The 15,976-nt window shown below is 54.0% G+C and carries 14 protein-coding genes and 1 riboswitch; of the genes, 10 read left to right on the top strand and 4 right to left on the bottom strand.

What is annotated here, in order from left to right; translation table 11 throughout:
* Nucleotides 1–244 precede the first annotated feature (244 nt).
* From EH198_RS14460 to EH198_RS14435, 6 genes are all read left to right on the top strand, one after another.
* Nucleotides 245–2,083, top strand: a complete 1,839-nt coding sequence (locus EH198_RS14460; protein WP_124696226.1) for a diguanylate cyclase — start codon at nt 245–247, stop codon at nt 2,081–2,083.
* Nucleotides 2,084–2,240: 157 nt separating this feature from the next.
* A complete protein-coding gene (locus tag EH198_RS14455) occupies nt 2,241–3,761 on the top strand; it encodes an MDR family MFS transporter (protein ID WP_124696225.1) in 1,521 nt (506 codons plus the stop codon).
* A 6-nt stretch (nt 3,762–3,767) separates the two neighbouring features.
* Nucleotides 3,768–4,334: a PadR family transcriptional regulator gene (locus EH198_RS14450; protein ID WP_124696224.1), complete on the top strand. Its 567-nt coding sequence runs from the start codon at nt 3,768–3,770 to the stop codon at nt 4,332–4,334.
* An 85-nt stretch (nt 4,335–4,419) separates the two neighbouring features.
* A complete protein-coding gene (locus tag EH198_RS14445) occupies nt 4,420–4,662 on the top strand; it encodes a hypothetical protein (protein ID WP_246014312.1) in 243 nt (80 codons plus the stop codon).
* Between the two features lie 50 nt (nt 4,663–4,712).
* On the top strand, nt 4,713–5,690 hold the full coding sequence (locus EH198_RS14440) for an aldo/keto reductase (protein ID WP_221621521.1): 978 nt from the start codon (nt 4,713–4,715) through the stop codon (nt 5,688–5,690).
* A gap of 166 nt (nt 5,691–5,856) precedes the next feature.
* Nucleotides 5,857–6,201 carry a helix-turn-helix domain-containing protein gene (locus EH198_RS14435; protein WP_124696223.1) on the top strand — a complete coding sequence of 115 codons (345 nt, stop codon included), beginning with the start codon at nt 5,857–5,859 and terminating at the stop codon, nt 6,199–6,201.
* A gap of 187 nt (nt 6,202–6,388) precedes the next feature.
* On the opposite strand, the gene EH198_RS14430 is transcribed toward EH198_RS14435, so the two are convergent.
* Complete coding sequence (locus tag EH198_RS14430) at nt 6,389–6,541, bottom strand: anti-repressor SinI family protein (RefSeq protein WP_124696222.1); 153 nt, start codon at nt 6,539–6,541, stop codon at nt 6,389–6,391.
* A gap of 26 nt (nt 6,542–6,567) precedes the next feature.
* Nucleotides 6,568–6,656, bottom strand: a riboswitch (cyclic di-GMP riboswitch).
* A 542-nt stretch (nt 6,657–7,198) separates the two neighbouring features.
* On the opposite strand from EH198_RS14430, the gene EH198_RS14425 reads away from it, so the two are divergent.
* On the top strand, nt 7,199–10,084 hold the full coding sequence (locus EH198_RS14425) for a 2-oxoglutarate dehydrogenase E1 component (RefSeq protein ID WP_124696221.1): 2,886 nt from the start codon (nt 7,199–7,201) through the stop codon (nt 10,082–10,084).
* Between the two features lie 32 nt (nt 10,085–10,116).
* Entirely contained in the window at nt 10,117–11,403 is a 1,287-nt protein-coding gene (odhB, locus tag EH198_RS14420) for a 2-oxoglutarate dehydrogenase complex dihydrolipoyllysine-residue succinyltransferase (RefSeq protein WP_124696220.1), read from the top strand.
* A gap of 258 nt (nt 11,404–11,661) precedes the next feature.
* Here the strand turns inward: odhB and EH198_RS14415 are convergent, their stop codons facing one another.
* Together EH198_RS14415 and EH198_RS24705 are read right to left on the bottom strand one after the other, a co-directional pair.
* Nucleotides 11,662–13,032 (bottom strand): aldehyde dehydrogenase, encoded by a 1,371-nt coding sequence (locus EH198_RS14415; RefSeq protein ID WP_124696219.1) that lies wholly within the window; start codon nt 13,030–13,032, stop codon nt 11,662–11,664.
* A 97-nt stretch (nt 13,033–13,129) separates the two neighbouring features.
* The gene (locus EH198_RS24705; protein WP_185702899.1) at nt 13,130–13,372 is read right to left on the bottom strand and encodes an alpha/beta fold hydrolase; all 243 of its coding nucleotides are present in this window, start codon (nt 13,370–13,372) and stop codon (nt 13,130–13,132) included.
* A gap of 323 nt (nt 13,373–13,695) precedes the next feature.
* Between EH198_RS24705 and EH198_RS14405 the strand changes: the two genes are divergently transcribed.
* Entirely contained in the window at nt 13,696–14,178 is a 483-nt protein-coding gene (locus tag EH198_RS14405) for a DUF2975 domain-containing protein (protein WP_124696218.1), read from the top strand.
* Between the two features lie 10 nt (nt 14,179–14,188).
* The gene (locus EH198_RS14400) at nt 14,189–14,416 is read left to right on the top strand and encodes a helix-turn-helix domain-containing protein (protein WP_124693519.1); all 228 of its coding nucleotides are present in this window, start codon (nt 14,189–14,191) and stop codon (nt 14,414–14,416) included.
* Between the two features lie 234 nt (nt 14,417–14,650).
* Here EH198_RS14400 and EH198_RS14395 read toward each other — a convergent pair whose 3' ends face one another.
* Complete coding sequence (locus EH198_RS14395) at nt 14,651–15,910, bottom strand: L-lactate MFS transporter (protein WP_124696217.1); 1,260 nt, start codon at nt 15,908–15,910, stop codon at nt 14,651–14,653.
* Nucleotides 15,911–15,976: the final 66 nt, after the last annotated feature.

Below are 15,976 nucleotides of genomic sequence, written 5' to 3'. Positions count from 1 at the left end.
ACGAGAGAGGCAGGCTGATGTTCAGCCTGCTTTTTTATCATATTAACAAAGGTAACCGCATTTTCCGACAATATTATGTAGGGAACGAGTTTTCTGTTTCTTTGGAATACGTTTCCATCCCTTATGGGGCGGGAAAGACGGTGCTATTTGACGCTCTGAATTTGCCTGCCGCCATCTATGAAATTTTCGTTAAATCCCTTAAAATAAATGGAGCAATACGACACTTGCGAGAGGAGGATCACCATTGTCAAAGCGGGACACAGCCATTGCCAAGCTGAACCTGGGTCATCTATATGCAGTTGCCATTTGTCTTACTGGACTCGGCCTGTTCACTTTATTTAACCGGGGCGCTTTTATCCATTACACTACCCCTACCTGGGTTTGGGTCTACGCGCTGGCCGGAGCGGCGGTGGTGCTGACGATCTTTACCTTCCAGCTTCCTCCGCAGGGCAACGGATTATCCCTGGACTCCTCCGTTTATCTGGCCTGTATTTTCGTATTCGGCCCCTCGTTCAGCCTGACGGTCCTTCTTGTTGCATCCGCGGTGATTTTCCTGATTGAACGAAAAACCCTCTGGTGGAAGCACCTGATCAACTTTGCGATCTATTCGATCATTAATGCCTCGGCGTCCTACTCCTTTGCGGCGCTGGGCGGCGAACGGGGACCGCTGATGGACAATCATTTGGCGGCGTACGCCGGAGGCATGGCGATCTATTTTATTATGAACACGCTGCTCATCGTCCTGTACTACTATGTCTTCCATAATGAAAATCTGTACGAGACGTTAAAGGGAATGCTCAAGGATACGATTATCGCCTACCTCTGCACCCTCGTGCTGTCGCTTGTGCTGACTATTCTTTTGTATCACAATCATATTTTCGGGCTGGCGCTGTTTCTCTGCCTCAGCATCCTGCTGTCCTATTCCTTCAAGCAAATGTTCACGATGTACCGCGACATCGAAGAGCGGGCGAACCGCGACCCGCGGACGGGCCTGTTCAACCACAGCTATTTCGAGCTGGCGCTGGAAGAGGAAATGCGCAAATCCCGGAGCACAGGTGCCTCCTTGTCGCTGGCCATGATCGATATCGACAATTTCAAGAAATACAACGACCACTTCGGCCATCTCAAGGGCGACGGGCTGATCGTATTTTTGGCGGAATTACTGAAAAAAGAATGCGGCGGCGCCGACATGGTCGTCTCCCGTTACGGCGGAGAAGAGTTCACGCTGCTGATGCCCTCTTACGATACCGACCAGGCTAAAGACTTTCTCGACCGCCTTCGCAAAACGCTGAACAATTCCCGCTTTGACGGCGCGGAGATTTTCCCCCAGGGCTGTCTGTCCTTCTCGGCGGGCATCGCAGGCTACCGTTCCGATATCCACGATAAATCGGAGCTGGTGGAACAGGCCGACCAGGCGCTGTATTACGCCAAGAAGCAGGGCAAGAATATGGTTCATATTTACGGCCACCAGTCGCTGCTTGAGCAGGATATCGATTTCAGCCAGGACGTGCGGGATATCGAACAGCAGCTGAACCTGTTCATGTACAAGGACATGGAGACCTTCAAGCATTCCAAGCGGGTATTCCGCTACGCCATTGACATCAGCGAGCTGCTGCAGCTGGACAGCCTCTCCAAGCGCCAGTTCACGCTGGGTGCGCTGATTCACGATATCGGCAAGCTGGAAATTCCTTGGGGCATTCTGAATAAAAAGGAGAAGCTTACGCCCGAGGAGTGGGAAATGGTGAAATGGCATGTGACCTGGGGCAAGCAGATGGCGATGACCAACGACAAGTTCAAGGATTTGGCCGCCTATATCGAGCTGCACCACGAAAGATACGACGGCAAGGGTTACCCCCGCGGTTTCAAAGGCGAGGAAATTCCGAAGCTGTGCCGGATGCTGACCATTATCGATTCCTTTGATGCCATGACGACGGAACGGCCCTACCAGCCGACCAAATCCGTCGAAGAGGCGATTGTCGAGCTTAGAGCCTGCGCGGGCAGCCAGTTCGATCCGGAGCTTACGGAGTTTTTTATCGGCTACATTGAGTCCAGACAACTTCGCGCCAAAGAGGCAGCGGTATAGCGCTTTGGATGTGCGTTCGCCGCAGTCCCCGGCCCAACGAAATGAATCTTAATGCAAAACCCCGCGGTATGCGGGGTTTTTATTATTAAGCATTGCCCTCCTATTCTAATTTGAATATAATTAATTTCACTAACTTACAGAAAAGGAGTTTCTCACCATGCATTCGAAAGAAAGCAATCTGAAGCTGGTCGTGGTCGGCCTGCTGCTCGGCATTTTGATGACCGCCATGGACAACACGATCGTCGCCGCGGCCATGGGCACCATTGTCGCCGAACTCGGCGGCCTGGACAAAATCGTCTGGGTGACTTCCGCCTATATGGTCATGGTCATGGCCGGCACCCCCATATTCGGCAAGCTGTCCGATATGTACGGCCGCAAACGATTTTTCATGCTCGGGCTAGTGCTGTTCTTGATCGGCTCGGCTCTGTGCGGTACGGCAAGCAGCATTACCCAACTGAGCATTTACCGCGCCATTCAAGGTGTCGGCGGGGGAGCGGTGATGCCGATCGCGTTCACCATCGTCTTTGACATATTCCCTCCGGAGAAGCGCGGCAAAATGACCGGACTGTTCGGCGCCGTCTTCGGCATCTCCAGCGTGCTCGGTCCGCTTCTCGGAGCGTACATCACCGACTACGTCGGCTGGCAGTGGGTCTTCTATATCAATCTCCCCCTTGGCGTAATCGCTTTTGTTATGATCGCCATGTTCTACAAGGAGTCGGTTGCCCACTCCAAGCAGCGGATCGACTGGGGCGGCGCCCTTACGCTGGTCGGAGCGGTTATCTGCCTGATGTTCGCCTTAGAGCTGGGCGGCCAGGAATATGCCTGGAGCTCTGTTTATATCCTCGGCCTGTTTGCGGGCTTTGCGGTCCTGCTGATCGCCTTCCTGCTGATTGAGCGCCGCGTGGCCGAACCCGTCATCACCTTCAGCATGTTTCAAAAAAGACTGTTCGCGACAAGCGCTCTGGCCGGGTTATTCTACGGTTCGGCCTTCATCGTGGCGACCGTCTACATCCCGATTTTCGTGCAGGGCGTATTCGGCGGTTCCGCGACAAATTCCGGCCTTATCCTCATGCCGATGATGGTCGGATCGGTTGCCGGCGCCCAGCTTGGAGGACAGCTCACGGCCCGGACGAGCTTCCGCAATATCATGCTGCTGTCCGCCGTCTGCTTCGTCGCCGGCGTCGCCCTGCTCGGCACCCTGTCGCCGGACATTTCGCGCCTTATGGTCAATATCTTCATGGCCCTGACCGGATTCGGCGTCGGATTCTCCTTCTCGGTGCTCAACATGTCTTCGGTCCATCATTTCGATGTCCGCCAGCGCGGCTCGGCCACATCGGCCATTACCTTCATGCGTTCGCTCGGCATGACGCTCGGCATTACAATCTTCGGCATCATCCAGCGCAATCTGTTCACGGACAAGCTGAGCAGCGCATTCGGGGGCCGCGCCCAGTCATCCGCCTTCGGCGATCCGCGTTCCGCGCTGACGCCGGAAGCGAGAGCGAAAATCCCCGCGCCGGTGCTGGAGAAAATTTCGGCCGCGCTGTCCTCCTCCATCTCGCATACGTTCCTGTGGGCGCTTATTCCGGCGGTGCTTGGACTCGGGGCCGTGCTGCTGATGCCGCATGACCGCCTGTTCAACCGCCAGAAAGCCCCGCAGCCAGTCCTCGACAAGGAGTAATCCCCCATGTCGATGAAGCTGGCTATTCTCGGACTGCTGCTGGAGCGGGACATGCATCCCTATGAAATGATGCTGGTGATGAGAGACCGCGCCATGGATCAGATTACGAAGCTGCAAATGGGCTCCCTGTATTACGCCGTCGACCAGTTAGCCAAGAACGGACAGATTGAGCAGGTTGAAATTATCCGCAGCAGCGACCGGCCGGACAAAACGATATACAGGATCACTGGTCCGGGCAAATTGCTGTTCGAGCAGCTGCTCCTCCAGCAATTTCGCAAGAACGACGCGCTGTATCACCCGATGTATATCGCCCTGGCCTTCTCCCGGCATGTCGATCCGGACAAGATCGCAAGGCTGCTTGAGGAGCGCATCCGGGAGGCCGAGCACCAGGTCAATCTTGCCTATCAGGTCTATGAGGAGCATATTCCTTCCGTCTCCCGGGCGGCGCTGCATCTTATGTACGGCAAATATGAGCACAGCATGACGGAACTGAAATGGTTGAAGCGCCTGTACAGCGATGTGCGGGCGCACAGGCTCGGAGATGTCGGGGAACCGCTGGATCTGAAGGAGTGAAACCGCGTGTTAGTTTGCTGTTTAATCAGAGCCTAAAGCGGTTATTAAGGGACAACTTCCCTTTTAGAAAGCGAGGCGTTCACTAATGGCCGATGACAACACCTCCCCGCAGGGCGAAGCTGCCGCAAAAGGACTGAAAGGCAACCGGCGGGATCATCCCGAGCAGTATCCGACGGACAATCCGAGTCTGTTCGACCTCCATGAGGACGAGCTGCATTCGGACCCGATTCCCGTTGAGGATCTGAAATTGGAAAAGCAGGAGGAGCCGGATAAAGAAGCGACCAAGCACCGCTCCTCCAGTGATAAAAAGTACCACACCGGCTTTTAAAGTTGTACAATATCCTTGATGTCATCAATCACAATGACGGAGGGATCGTATTGAAAACGTTGCCACTAAACAAACGCGGAATCCCCGCAAGCCGGCTGGTCCTGGGCTGTATGGGCCTTGGCGGAGGCTGGGACCGCGAGCCGATTACCGAAGAGCACATCAAGGAAGGACATGAAGCTGTCGAAGCGGCGCTCTCTATCGGCATCAATATGTTTGACCACGCCGATATTTATACTCGCGGCAAAGCGGAAAAGGTATTCGGCGCCGTTCTTAAAGAACGTCCGGAGCTGCGTGAGAGTATCATTCTTCAATCGAAGTGCGGCATCAAGCTGGCGGAACCGGGCGAAAGTTCCAATGTGTTCGATTTTTCCAAGAGCCATATCCTGAGCAGTGTGGATGGTATTCTGTCGCGTCTCGGAGCCGAATATCTCGATATTTTGCTGCTGCACCGGCCCGATCCGCTGATGGACCCCGAAGAGGTGGGTGAAGCCCTCCGCCTTCTGAAGGAATCCGGCAAGGTGCGGCATTTCGGCGTGTCCAATATGAGCGAAGGGCAAATCAAGCTGCTACAGGCATACAGTGACGAGCCATTTGTCGTCAATCAGCTGGAAATGAGCCTGGAGAAAATCTTTTGGCTCGATTCGGTCGTGAGCGTGAACCAGGAGGCCTGGAAAGCCCACGGCATGCCCGAAGGGACGATTGAGCACTGCAGGCTGGAGAATATCCAGCTTCAGGCCTGGGGACCGCTTGCCCAAGGCAAATACAGCGGACGTCCGCTCGGGGATGGAGAACCGGAAACGGTCCGCAGCACCGCCCGCCTTGTCCAAACGCTGGCCGAGGAAAAAGGGACAACTCCCGAGGCTGTCGTCCTTTCCTGGCTGATGACGCATCCTGCCGCGATTCAGCCTGTCATCGGAACGGTAACTCCGAAGCGCATCGCTGCCTGCGAAGGCGCGGACAAGCTGGAGCTTACCCGCAAGGAATGGTATGACCTGTATGTCAGTTCCCGGGGTGTGCGTTTGCCTTGACCCTTCGCGGGCGCAGCGGCGCGGGAATCATCATTTTATAAATTAACGGTTAGTCGGCCGGCAGCTTTCGGATTTCTCGTACAAATCTGGGAAATGCCGGTTTTGCCATGTCTGCGGACGTTTGCTATACTAGTACAAAAAAGCAAGGAGGGGGGCGTAACTCGTCGTGCCAGATAACATAGGACAGCACATTCAGCAGCTCCGCCTCGAGAAGGGATTATCCTTATCCGAACTCGCAGGCAAGGCGGATGTGGCCAAATCGTACTTAAGCAATGTTGAACGCAACATCCAATCCAACCCCTCTATCCAATTCATCGAAAAAATTGCCGAAGCTCTGGACGTTCCCGTTCACATTCTTCTCTATGGAGAGCTTTCCGATACGCAGGAGGAACCGCTGGATTCGGAATGGTTCAAGCTGGTTCAGGAGGCTATGTCCTCGGGTGTCAGCAAACGCGAGTTCAAGGAGTTTCTGGATTACCAGAAGTGGCGGCTTGATCAAAAGGAACAATAAAACCACAATTTATTCACAAGAAGAAACGCCTGACGGCGTCCCTGCAGGACGCAACTACGTTTCTTGTAGAAATATAAGAATTGCAGGCTCGTAGCTTGAAAATTCTTATATTTACATAAAGAGGCCATGACGCCGCGCCGCCATGGCCTCTCTCACTATGATTTAATAATGTCTTCAGACCCTTACCCTACATAGCCTTCAGTGTCCTGTCATTGAAGAACCGACGAATTTCATCCGCATGAATCCCTTGCTTCTTTGCTTTCAGAAGCAAATATACCCATTCCATATCAAGATCTACCGTCTGCAGTTCTCCGATTTCCCCCTGGTTGGACTTATCCAAAAAATCTCCTCCTAAGATTTTTGTCCCCAGGCAGTCCGGCCGTCGTAGTTTCAAAAAACACCTTAGACCCGAGACTTTGTGCCCCTGCCTTTCAGCAAGTTTACCTTTTACTGGACCCTTGTTTTAAGGATCTGGTTCCGATCTTCATTGTATTGAGGTTGCAAGGATATTATACAAAAGACTTGGCCAAAAGTGTGTCGAATATTGGAAATCTTATAAATTGCGCGGAAGGGAAAATCAAACCGGGATGAAATAATGATCCAAATATAGCAACCGCTTTCATTTATGTATGACCTTGGAAGCTTGTAGTATATAAGGACTATAGATTACACATACCCGTTTTTCAAGTCCCCTAATCATATTTTTTGAATGCCAAAAAATATTTATATAGTTATTTAGGCCCGATAATCAGAATTTATCGCCTCCTGTTCGGTCTGAGCGGCAAAGAGAAGACAAGCATTATTAATCATGCCTTTTTTCGAACGGATTGGACGAAAGGTTGACTTGATTACATATATTGAAAGTAGCACAATAGGATGAAGCAATAACTTTATAATCGGCTAGCATTGTTATAGAATGAAAACGTAATCATTGCAGCTCCTTAAGCCGGCTGTCTTTCGGCGCCCTTTGGAGTTTACCCGTTAGGAGGATGTTTTTATGTCAGCCAATGAGTCCTACAACGAATCCGTTTGGAGCAGGTATTACGGTCCCAATCTGGGTTACATCCAGGAAAAATACGAACAGTTCGCCGGAGATCCTTCTTCCGTCGAAGCCCACTACCGCGAACTCTTCGCCATCTATGGCCCCCCTCCGCTGACATCCGAGGCCGCCAGAACCCCCGGACCTTCGCTGTCCGGAGATACCGACTGGCTCCGAAAAGCGGTCAGAGCCTCCAAGCTGATCGCGAACATCCGCATTTTTGGCCACCTGGCAGCCGATATCGACCCGCTGGAGCCCGACCATGATTCCATGGCCAAATGGCTAAACCCCGAGACTTATGAACTTACGCGCGAGGATTTGCTGGCCCTGCCGGCCTCGCTCCTCTGGGAGAACGCTCCGCAGGATGTGCAGACAGGCTGGGACGCTTATCACCGGATGCGCCAAGCTTATACCAAGACGATCGCCTACGAGTTCGGCCATGTCCACGACGAGCGCGAGCTCCGCTGGCTGAACAACCAGGCCGAATCGGCTACCTCCCCCGCCCCGCTGACGGCGGCGGAGCGCAAAGCTCTGCTGAACCGGCTGATCGAGGTGGAATATTTCGAGACCTTCCTGCACAAGACGTTCGTCGGCCAGAAACGGTTCAGCCTGGAAGGCACCGACGTGCTGGTTCCGATGCTGGACGAGATCGTCCGGGCGGCCGCGCATGACGGCGCGGAACATATCCTGATGGGCATGGCTCACCGGGGCCGTTTGAATGTGCTCGCACATATTTTGGGGAAACCTTACGATATTATTTTCTCCGAATTCCATCACTCTCCGAACAAGGAGCTGTTCCCGTCCGAAGGCTCCATGGGCATCAACTACGGCTGGACCGGAGACGTGAAATACCATCTGGGCGCCGACCGTGCGGTGCACGAAGGCGAGACCGTACGCGCCCGTCTGACGCTCGCTAACAATCCGAGCCATCTGGAGTTCGTCAACCCGGTCGTGGAAGGCTTTACGCGCGCGGCCCAGGAAGACCGCAGTGCTCCGGGGCTGCCTGGGCTGGACACGAACAAGGCCATGGCCGTACTGATGCACGGAGACGCCGCCTTCCCCGGCGAAGGAATTGTGGCCGAGACGCTGAACATCGGCAAGCTTAACGGGTACCAGAATGGCGGAACGATCCACATCATCGTCAATAACCGCATCGGCTTTACAACGGAGAGCGAGGATTCCCGTTCCACGCACTACGCGAGCGATCTTGCCAAAGGCTATGAAATTCCGATCGTTCACGTCAATGCCGACGACCCGGAAGCTTGCATCGCCGCCGTCCGTCTGGCCAGCGCTTACCGCAGTCTGTTCAAAAAAGATTTCCTCATCGATCTTGTCGGCTACCGCAGACACGGACATAATGAAATGGACGACCCGGAAATGACCCAGCCGATTGTTTACGGCAAGGTGAAGAATCACCCTACCGTTTACCGGATTTATGCGCAGCGGCTGGAACACGAGAAGCTCGTCACTCTTGAAGAGGTGGCGAAGATGAGCGGTGAAGCGGAGAACGTGCTTCAGCAGGCTTACGAGCGGATGAAGGAGGGCAAGCAGAAGAACGGCGAAGTCAAAGCTGCGGTCGCCGTGCAGACCGGGGAAAGCCGGACGCCCGCAACCGCCGTGCCGCTGGGCCGACTGCAAAGCATTAACCGCCAGCTTTTGTCCGTTCCGGACGGTTTCAAGGTATATCCGAAGCTGCAGCGCATTTTGCAGCGGCGCAAGGACCTGCTGAATGACGGGGAAAAGGTGGACTGGGCGCTGGCCGAAACGCTCGCCTTCGCCACGATTCTGCAGGACGGGACGCCGATCCGGCTGAGCGGCCAGGACGCGCAGCGCGGCACCTTCTCCCAGCGGCATCTCGTGCTTCATGACAGCGACAGCGGAGCGCTCTTCGCCCCGCTTCACCAGCTTGAGGACGCCCGCGCTTCCTTCGGGGTGTATAACAGCCCGCTGTCGGAAGCTTCGGTGCTCGGCTACGAGTACGGCTACAATGTGTTCGCGCCGGAGACCTTCGTGCTGTGGGAAGCGCAGTACGGCGATTTCGCCAATGCCGCGCAGGTCATTTTCGACCAGTTCATCTCCGCCGGACGGGCCAAATGGACCCAGCGCAGCAATTTAACCATCCTGCTGCCCCATGGCTACGAAGGCCAGGGACCGGAGCATTCCAGCGGCAGAATGGAACGTTATTTGCAGCTGTCGGCCGAGGAGAACTGGACGGTCGCTAACCTGACCAGCGCGGCGCAATACTTCCATCTGCTCCGCCGTCAGGCTTCGCTGTGCGGGCAGGCGGACGCCAGACCGCTCGTCATTATGACGCCGAAGAGCCTGATCCGCAACCCGCGCAGCGCTTCCTCCGGTATGGAGCTGGCATCCAGTCAGTTCGAAGCCGTATTCCCTGAACCGCTGCTTGGACAAAAGCCGGGCGAAGTCAAGCGGCTGGTCGTATGCAGCGGCAAAATCGCCATTGATTTGGAGACCGAGCTGGAAGCGGCCCAGGGCAGAGACTGGTCATGGCTGCACATTTTGCGTCTGGAACAGCTGTATCCGTTCCCCGAGCGCGAGCTGGCCGCCCATCTCAGCTCTTTCGGCTCCCTTCAGGAAATCGTCTGGGTACAGGAAGAGCCGAAGAACATGGGCGCCTGGAGCTACGCCGAGCCGCGGCTGCGCGCCATTGCGCCGGCCCATACCGGCGTCCGGTATATCGGCCGTCCGGAACGCTCAAGCCCGGCGAGCGGATACGCGGACGTCCACAGCTTCGAGCAGCGGAGAATCGTCACTGAGGCCCTGAATTTGAACTCGCAAGCAAAAGCGGCTGTGCCGTCTCCTTCCGAGACGGTGTCACGATAGCAGAAATCCACACTTTGGGGAGGTAGCGGCCTGTGTCTGAAATTAAAGTGCCCGATTTGGGCGAATCCATTACTGAAGGTACAATCTATAAGTGGCATGTAAAAGAAGGCGATACCGTCGGCCAGGGGGACGTGCTGGCCGAGCTGGAAACGGATAAGGTCAACCTGGAAATCAGCGCCGAGGAGGGCGGCGTCATTTCCGCGATTTTGCGGGGAGCCGGGGAGAATGTCGCGGTCGGCGAAGTGATCGGAAGGCTCGGCGGCGGCGCTCCCGCAGGCGGCAAGCCACCGGCTGCGGAGGCTCAGCCGACAGCGCAGCCGCCCGCAGAAACCGCGGCAGCGCAGCCCGCGGCTGCCGCTCCGGCAGCGGCCCCCGAGGGTCAGGCCGCCGAGAACGGCGCCGCGTACCTGGCTTCGCCGGGTGCGCGCAAGCTCGCGCGCGAGCGCGGCATCGACCTCGCCGAGGTCGGCGCGCGCGATCCCATCGGCCGGATTGGCCAGGCCGATGTGAAGGGCCATGGCGCAGCAGCGGTGCCCGCTGCGCCGATCCCGGCCCCGGCCGCGCCGCAGAGCGCGCCGGCCGGCAGCACGCCGCCGCCGGGTAAGGCGGCGGACGGCAAAGAGACAGAGCGCAAGCGCATGTCACGCAGACGGCTGACGATTGCCAGCCGCCTGGTGGAGGCGCAGCATACGGCGGCCATGCTGACCACCTTCAATGAGGTGGACATGACCGCGATTCTGGATATCCGCAAACGCCGCAAGGATACCTTCAAGGAGAAGCATGACATCGGCCTCGGCTTCATGTCCTTCTTCACCAAGGCGGTGGTCGGCGCGCTCAAGGCGTATCCGCTGCTCAATGCGGAAATCGAGGGCGAGGACCTCCTGATCAAGAAATATTACGACATCGGCATTGCCGTATCCGCCAAGGAGGGCCTTGTCGTGCCTGTGGTCCGGGACGCCGACCGGCTCAGCTTCCCGCAAATCGAGCGGCAGATCGCTGAACTTGCGTCCAAAGCCCGCGCCAATACGCTCGCCCTCTCCGACCTTCAGGGCGGCACCTTTACGATTACCAACGGCGGCGTATTCGGGTCCCTCATGTCAACGCCGATCCTGAATGCTCCGCAGGTCGGCATTCTGGGCATGCACAAGATCCAGCTCCGCCCGATCGCCATCGACGAAGAAACGACGGTCAACCGGCCGATGATGTACATCGCCTTGTCCTACGACCACCGGATCGTTGACGGCTCGGAAGCGGTAAGCTTTCTCGTCAAGGTCAAGGAACTGCTGGAGGACCCGGAAGCGCTGCTGCTGGAGGGCTGAACGCGCCAAGCCTTCCGGCTTGGAACTCTTCGTGTCCGAGCCTTTTTTCTGATTAGATGGAAAACCTCCGCCTAATCGCGTGGATTATCGCGCAAATCGTTAAATATACGGCAAAGCTCCAGCTATTTCTCCCGAATTGCTCCTAATAGGCGAATTGGGGACAGGTTAGCTGGAGCTTTTCCCGTTAACTGCACAGTTTCATTAATTTCAAAAGATTTACCTGGAGCTTTTCCCGTTAAAAATCAGGTTACTGTGCCTTCATTTCAAGAACCGCTTGATCTGCTTAAGCCCGTTCTTCCGATTCGGGTACCGGAAAGGCAGATCGAAACGTGTCGTCTGCTTCAGAACGCTCTTGCGGTGCGAGAAGGTGTCAAACCCCGCTTGTCCGTGATACGCTCCCATCCCGCTGTTCCCTACTCCCCCAAACGGCAGATACGGAGACACGATATGATACACGGTGTCATTGATGCATCCGCCGCCGAAGGAAACGCTCTTCAGCACCTCCTCCTGCACACTCTTGCTTTCCGTGAACAAATACAGCGCAAGCGGACCCGGCTGGTTGCGAATTCCGTAAGCCGCCTCGGACAGATGCTGGTATCGCAACACTGGAAGGATGGGCCCGAAGATTTCCTCCTTCATCACGGGATGTTCCCAGCCGATATCCTCCAGGACGGTCGGTTCAATCGTTAGATTTTCCTTGTCCGTTCCTCCGCCAAACAGCGTTGTCCCATTGCCCAGAAACGCCTCAAGCCGGTCAAAATGCCTCCTGCTGACCACTCTCGTATAACCCGGATTCAGCAGAGGCCGTTCCCCGTACAGCTCTTTTACCGCGTCTCTCAATTCACTCAGGAATCGGTCCTTGACGCTTTGATGGACATAGATATAATCGGGCGCAACGCAGGTTTGTCCGGCGTTCATGAATTTCCCCCAGGCAATGCGTTTGGCGGCCAGCTTGAGATTGGCGTCTTCATGGACGATGCAGGGGCTTTTTCCTCCAAGCTCCAAGGTGACCGGTGTCAGATGCCGTGCGGCGGCTTCCATAACGATCTTCCCGACAGGAACGCTCCCGGTAAAAAAGATATAGTCAAACTTCTCCTTCAGCAGCGCCTCGCTTGTTTCGATTCCGCCCTGGATGACGGAAACATACTCTTCCTGAAAGCTTGCACGGATAATCTCTGAGATCGTCTCCGAAGTCCTCGGGGTTAATTCGGACGGCTTCAGGACCGCGCAGTTTCCCGCGGCAATCGCTCCGACCAAAGGAGCCACCGCCAATTGGAACGGATAATTCCAGGGAGCGAGAATCAGGCTGACGCCGTACGGTTCGGAATAAATGAACCCTTTGGTGCCAAAATGAGTGATCGGCGTCTTTACTTTACGCGGCTTGGCCCATGCCCGCAAATGCTTCAGCGTAAATCCGATTTCCTCAAGAACGATTCCGATTTCCGTAGAGTAAGCTTCGAATTCCGATTTGTTCAGATCACTTTTTAAAGCGTTGAGCAGCTGCCTTTCATGCCCTTTTATACCCGCTTTTAGGCGGTGAAGCGCGTCGATCCGATAACTTAGTTCTTTGGTTGCCCCGCTGGTAAAATAAGACTGTTGTTTTTCGATTATCCTTCCATGGCTCTCCATTCTTCAACTATCCTCCGTTTAATGCATATCCGCTGCAAGAAAGGGCCAAGAAGGCGGCTGCGGCTGCATGTTTCGTTCCCTTAAAGCTCTTTGCCGTTTACTTTATCCCGTTCTCTTCCACCCTGTCGAGCCACTCATGCATTAAGGCGTTGAACAGCCCCGGCTGCTCGATTTGCAGATTATGTCCTGCACGGTCCAGGACCGCAAAGGATGTCCTCGTATACTTATCAAATAGGTTTGAGGCATCCTGACCGGGTTTTGATCCTCCCCAGAAACGCTTCGTCCGCCAAGCGGCAGCCGGATAAAATCTCTTCATTATAGCGGTTCCAAGTATATTCATTGAGAACGACTCCAACCGAGCTGAAGTCGTCAAGTTCCTCCATGGATCATTACAAATAGGCTTTCCTTCCCCTAAATCTTCATAATAAAGTTCTGCTTTTCCTGTTGGACAATAAGGCATATGCGCCCCCCTTCCAATTTGATTATTTTACCACTTAACGGATAGTCGCGATGTTATAATGCTCTCTTACGAAAGGCCCGAGCTTGGATTCGGACATGCTAAATCATAACAACAATATATTTAATATCAGTAATTATTTATTGTAAAACGATAAGTTTTGTGTTAAAGTCAAACTAAATTTAATAATAAGTGAGGGGCTTTTTATGGAACGAGGAACAACACTCTTTTTAAATGTAGCTGTTATTCTTATTGGAATCCCAGTTCTTGCTTTGTGCATATTTTTGGTGCCTGAGATAGCGAATTTTGCAGCAGAATTGTATCCTGATTATACGTATATCAAATATCTCGTTTTCATTGATTTGTATGCAGCGGCGTTACCTTTTTACTTTGCTCTGTATCAAGCTTTTAAACTTTTAAGCTACGTTGACAAGAACAAAGCTTTCTCGGAATTATCTGTACGGGCTTTAAAAAATATAAAATATTGCGCAATCACAATCAGTGGCTTGTTTGTGGCAGGCATGCCGCTCTTCTATCTCATGGCGGAGAGAGACGATGCCCCAGGTATCATAGTCATCGGAATGGTCTTGATTTTTGCCTCCATGGTGATTGCCGTTTTTGCTGCTGTTCTCCAAAAGCTTTTAAAAGAGGCTATAGATATAAAATCAGAAAATGATTTGACGGTCTGAGGTGAAAACAATGGCGATTATAATCAATATTGATGTGATGTTGGCTAAAAGAAAAATGAGCGTAACAGAACTTTCGGAGAGGGTTGGAATAACAATGGCTAACCTTTCTATATTGAAAAATGGAAAGGCAAAAGCGGTTCGATTATCCACTTTAGAGGCGATTTGTAAGGCTTTAGAATGTCAGCCTGGAGATATATTAGAATACAAAAGTGACGAAGACAGCACCATTATCGGTTAATGTGAGTTAAATTTTAGAAAAGAGCATACGAAAAGACTGCTCCCTCAGGTCTATGATGACCCGCGGAACAGTCTCTTTACGCTTTTGCCGCCCTTTTCTATTCTTTTCGGAGGTAAAACCATTTTGTTTGGGCAGTCTTGTTGTTTCCGACATCACTCGAAACCTTGCTTAAAGCCTTACTCAAAACTATATGAAGTCACGCCTTTCAGCCGAAGCCGCATGGCAATTGCTTCCTTAAGAAATCTGTTCGTACGCTGTGCGGCCCGGTATCTCCGGATTCCGCTTCCGTTCCTTGCGGGCATTAACCGGCGGCTTCAGCATAACGGCGATCAGGCAGGAAATCAGGCACAGCACGCCAATCGTGACGAAGGTTGGTTTGAATCCGCCCAGGAAAGCGGCGATGAACGAACCGGACAATGCCCCGATGCCGAACCCTTGATAGATGATGCCATAGTTCTTGTTATGGTTCTTCAGGCCGAAGAAGTCGCTGGCAATTGCCGGAAAGACGGTAATATTGCCGCCGAAGCAGAAGGCGATAGCGGCCACGCAGGCGAAGAACAGTCCGAAGTTCAGCTGCGCGAAGCTGAGAGTCAGAGTGGCGACGGCGGTAACAGCCATCGTTACGCCAACCAGCTTCAGGCGGCTCATTTTGTCGGACAGCGCACCGAGGATCAGGCGTCCGGCCGTATTGAAGATGGCGATCATCGCCACCGCATTGGCCGCAGTCTGCACATCCAGACCGGCCAGCTTCACGCCGATGTCTTTTACAATGCCGATCAGATAAAGGCCGCTCATGCAGGCGGTGAAGAAGATGGTAAACAGCAGGTAGGCTTGCTTCGTGCGCAGCATTTCGCCGACCGTGTAATCTTTTTTCTCCAGGGGGGTGAGAAGCGTTGCCGTTTTGGCTGTTCCGGCCGGTGCCGATGAGGCTTCTCTTACAAGCAGCGAACCGATGACGACCATGGCCATAACGATCATGCCCCAGTACAGAAACGCACGGGAGACGCCGACCGATTCGATCAGATGGGCGTTCACATATTTAAAGATTAAGCTGCCCGTTCCGTAAGCGCCGACTGATACTCCCGAGATGAGTCCTTTGCGGTTCGGGAACCATTTGATCAGATTCGACAGCGAAGTGATGTACGCCGTTCCGTCCGCATACCCGGCAACGACTCCCGCCAGCAGGTACAGCATAGGCAGCGAGCTTGCATGCGAGCTGTACATCAGACCGAGGCCAAGCATAACACCCGCCACGGCTGTCAGGCGGCGAAGCCCGATTTTATCCTGAAGCTTGCCCGCGAAGAGTGTCGCGAATGCCAGCGCAAAGCTCGTTATGGAAAAGGTAATGGATACGGAGCTGAGCTGCCAGCCAAACTTGGTTACGAGCGGCTGGTTGAACAAACTCCAGGTATAAATGGTTCCCAGACCCATCTGCATAATAATGGTTCCAAGTACGATTAGAAAACGGTTATTTGCTTTAGTTCCTACCGACATGGTTATTTCCTTCTTTCCTCCGTTATGGCCGCGTTCATGAGCGCCTTTTGCATCTTTATTGTAACT

Origin of the sequence: Paenibacillus rhizophilus (assembly GCF_003854965.1) — a bacterium.
Lineage (GTDB): Bacteria > Bacillota > Bacilli > Paenibacillales > Paenibacillaceae > Paenibacillus_AQ > Paenibacillus_AQ rhizophilus.
The sequence above is the reverse complement of the archived record's forward strand: the minus strand, read 5'-3'. Positions and strand labels throughout refer to the sequence as shown.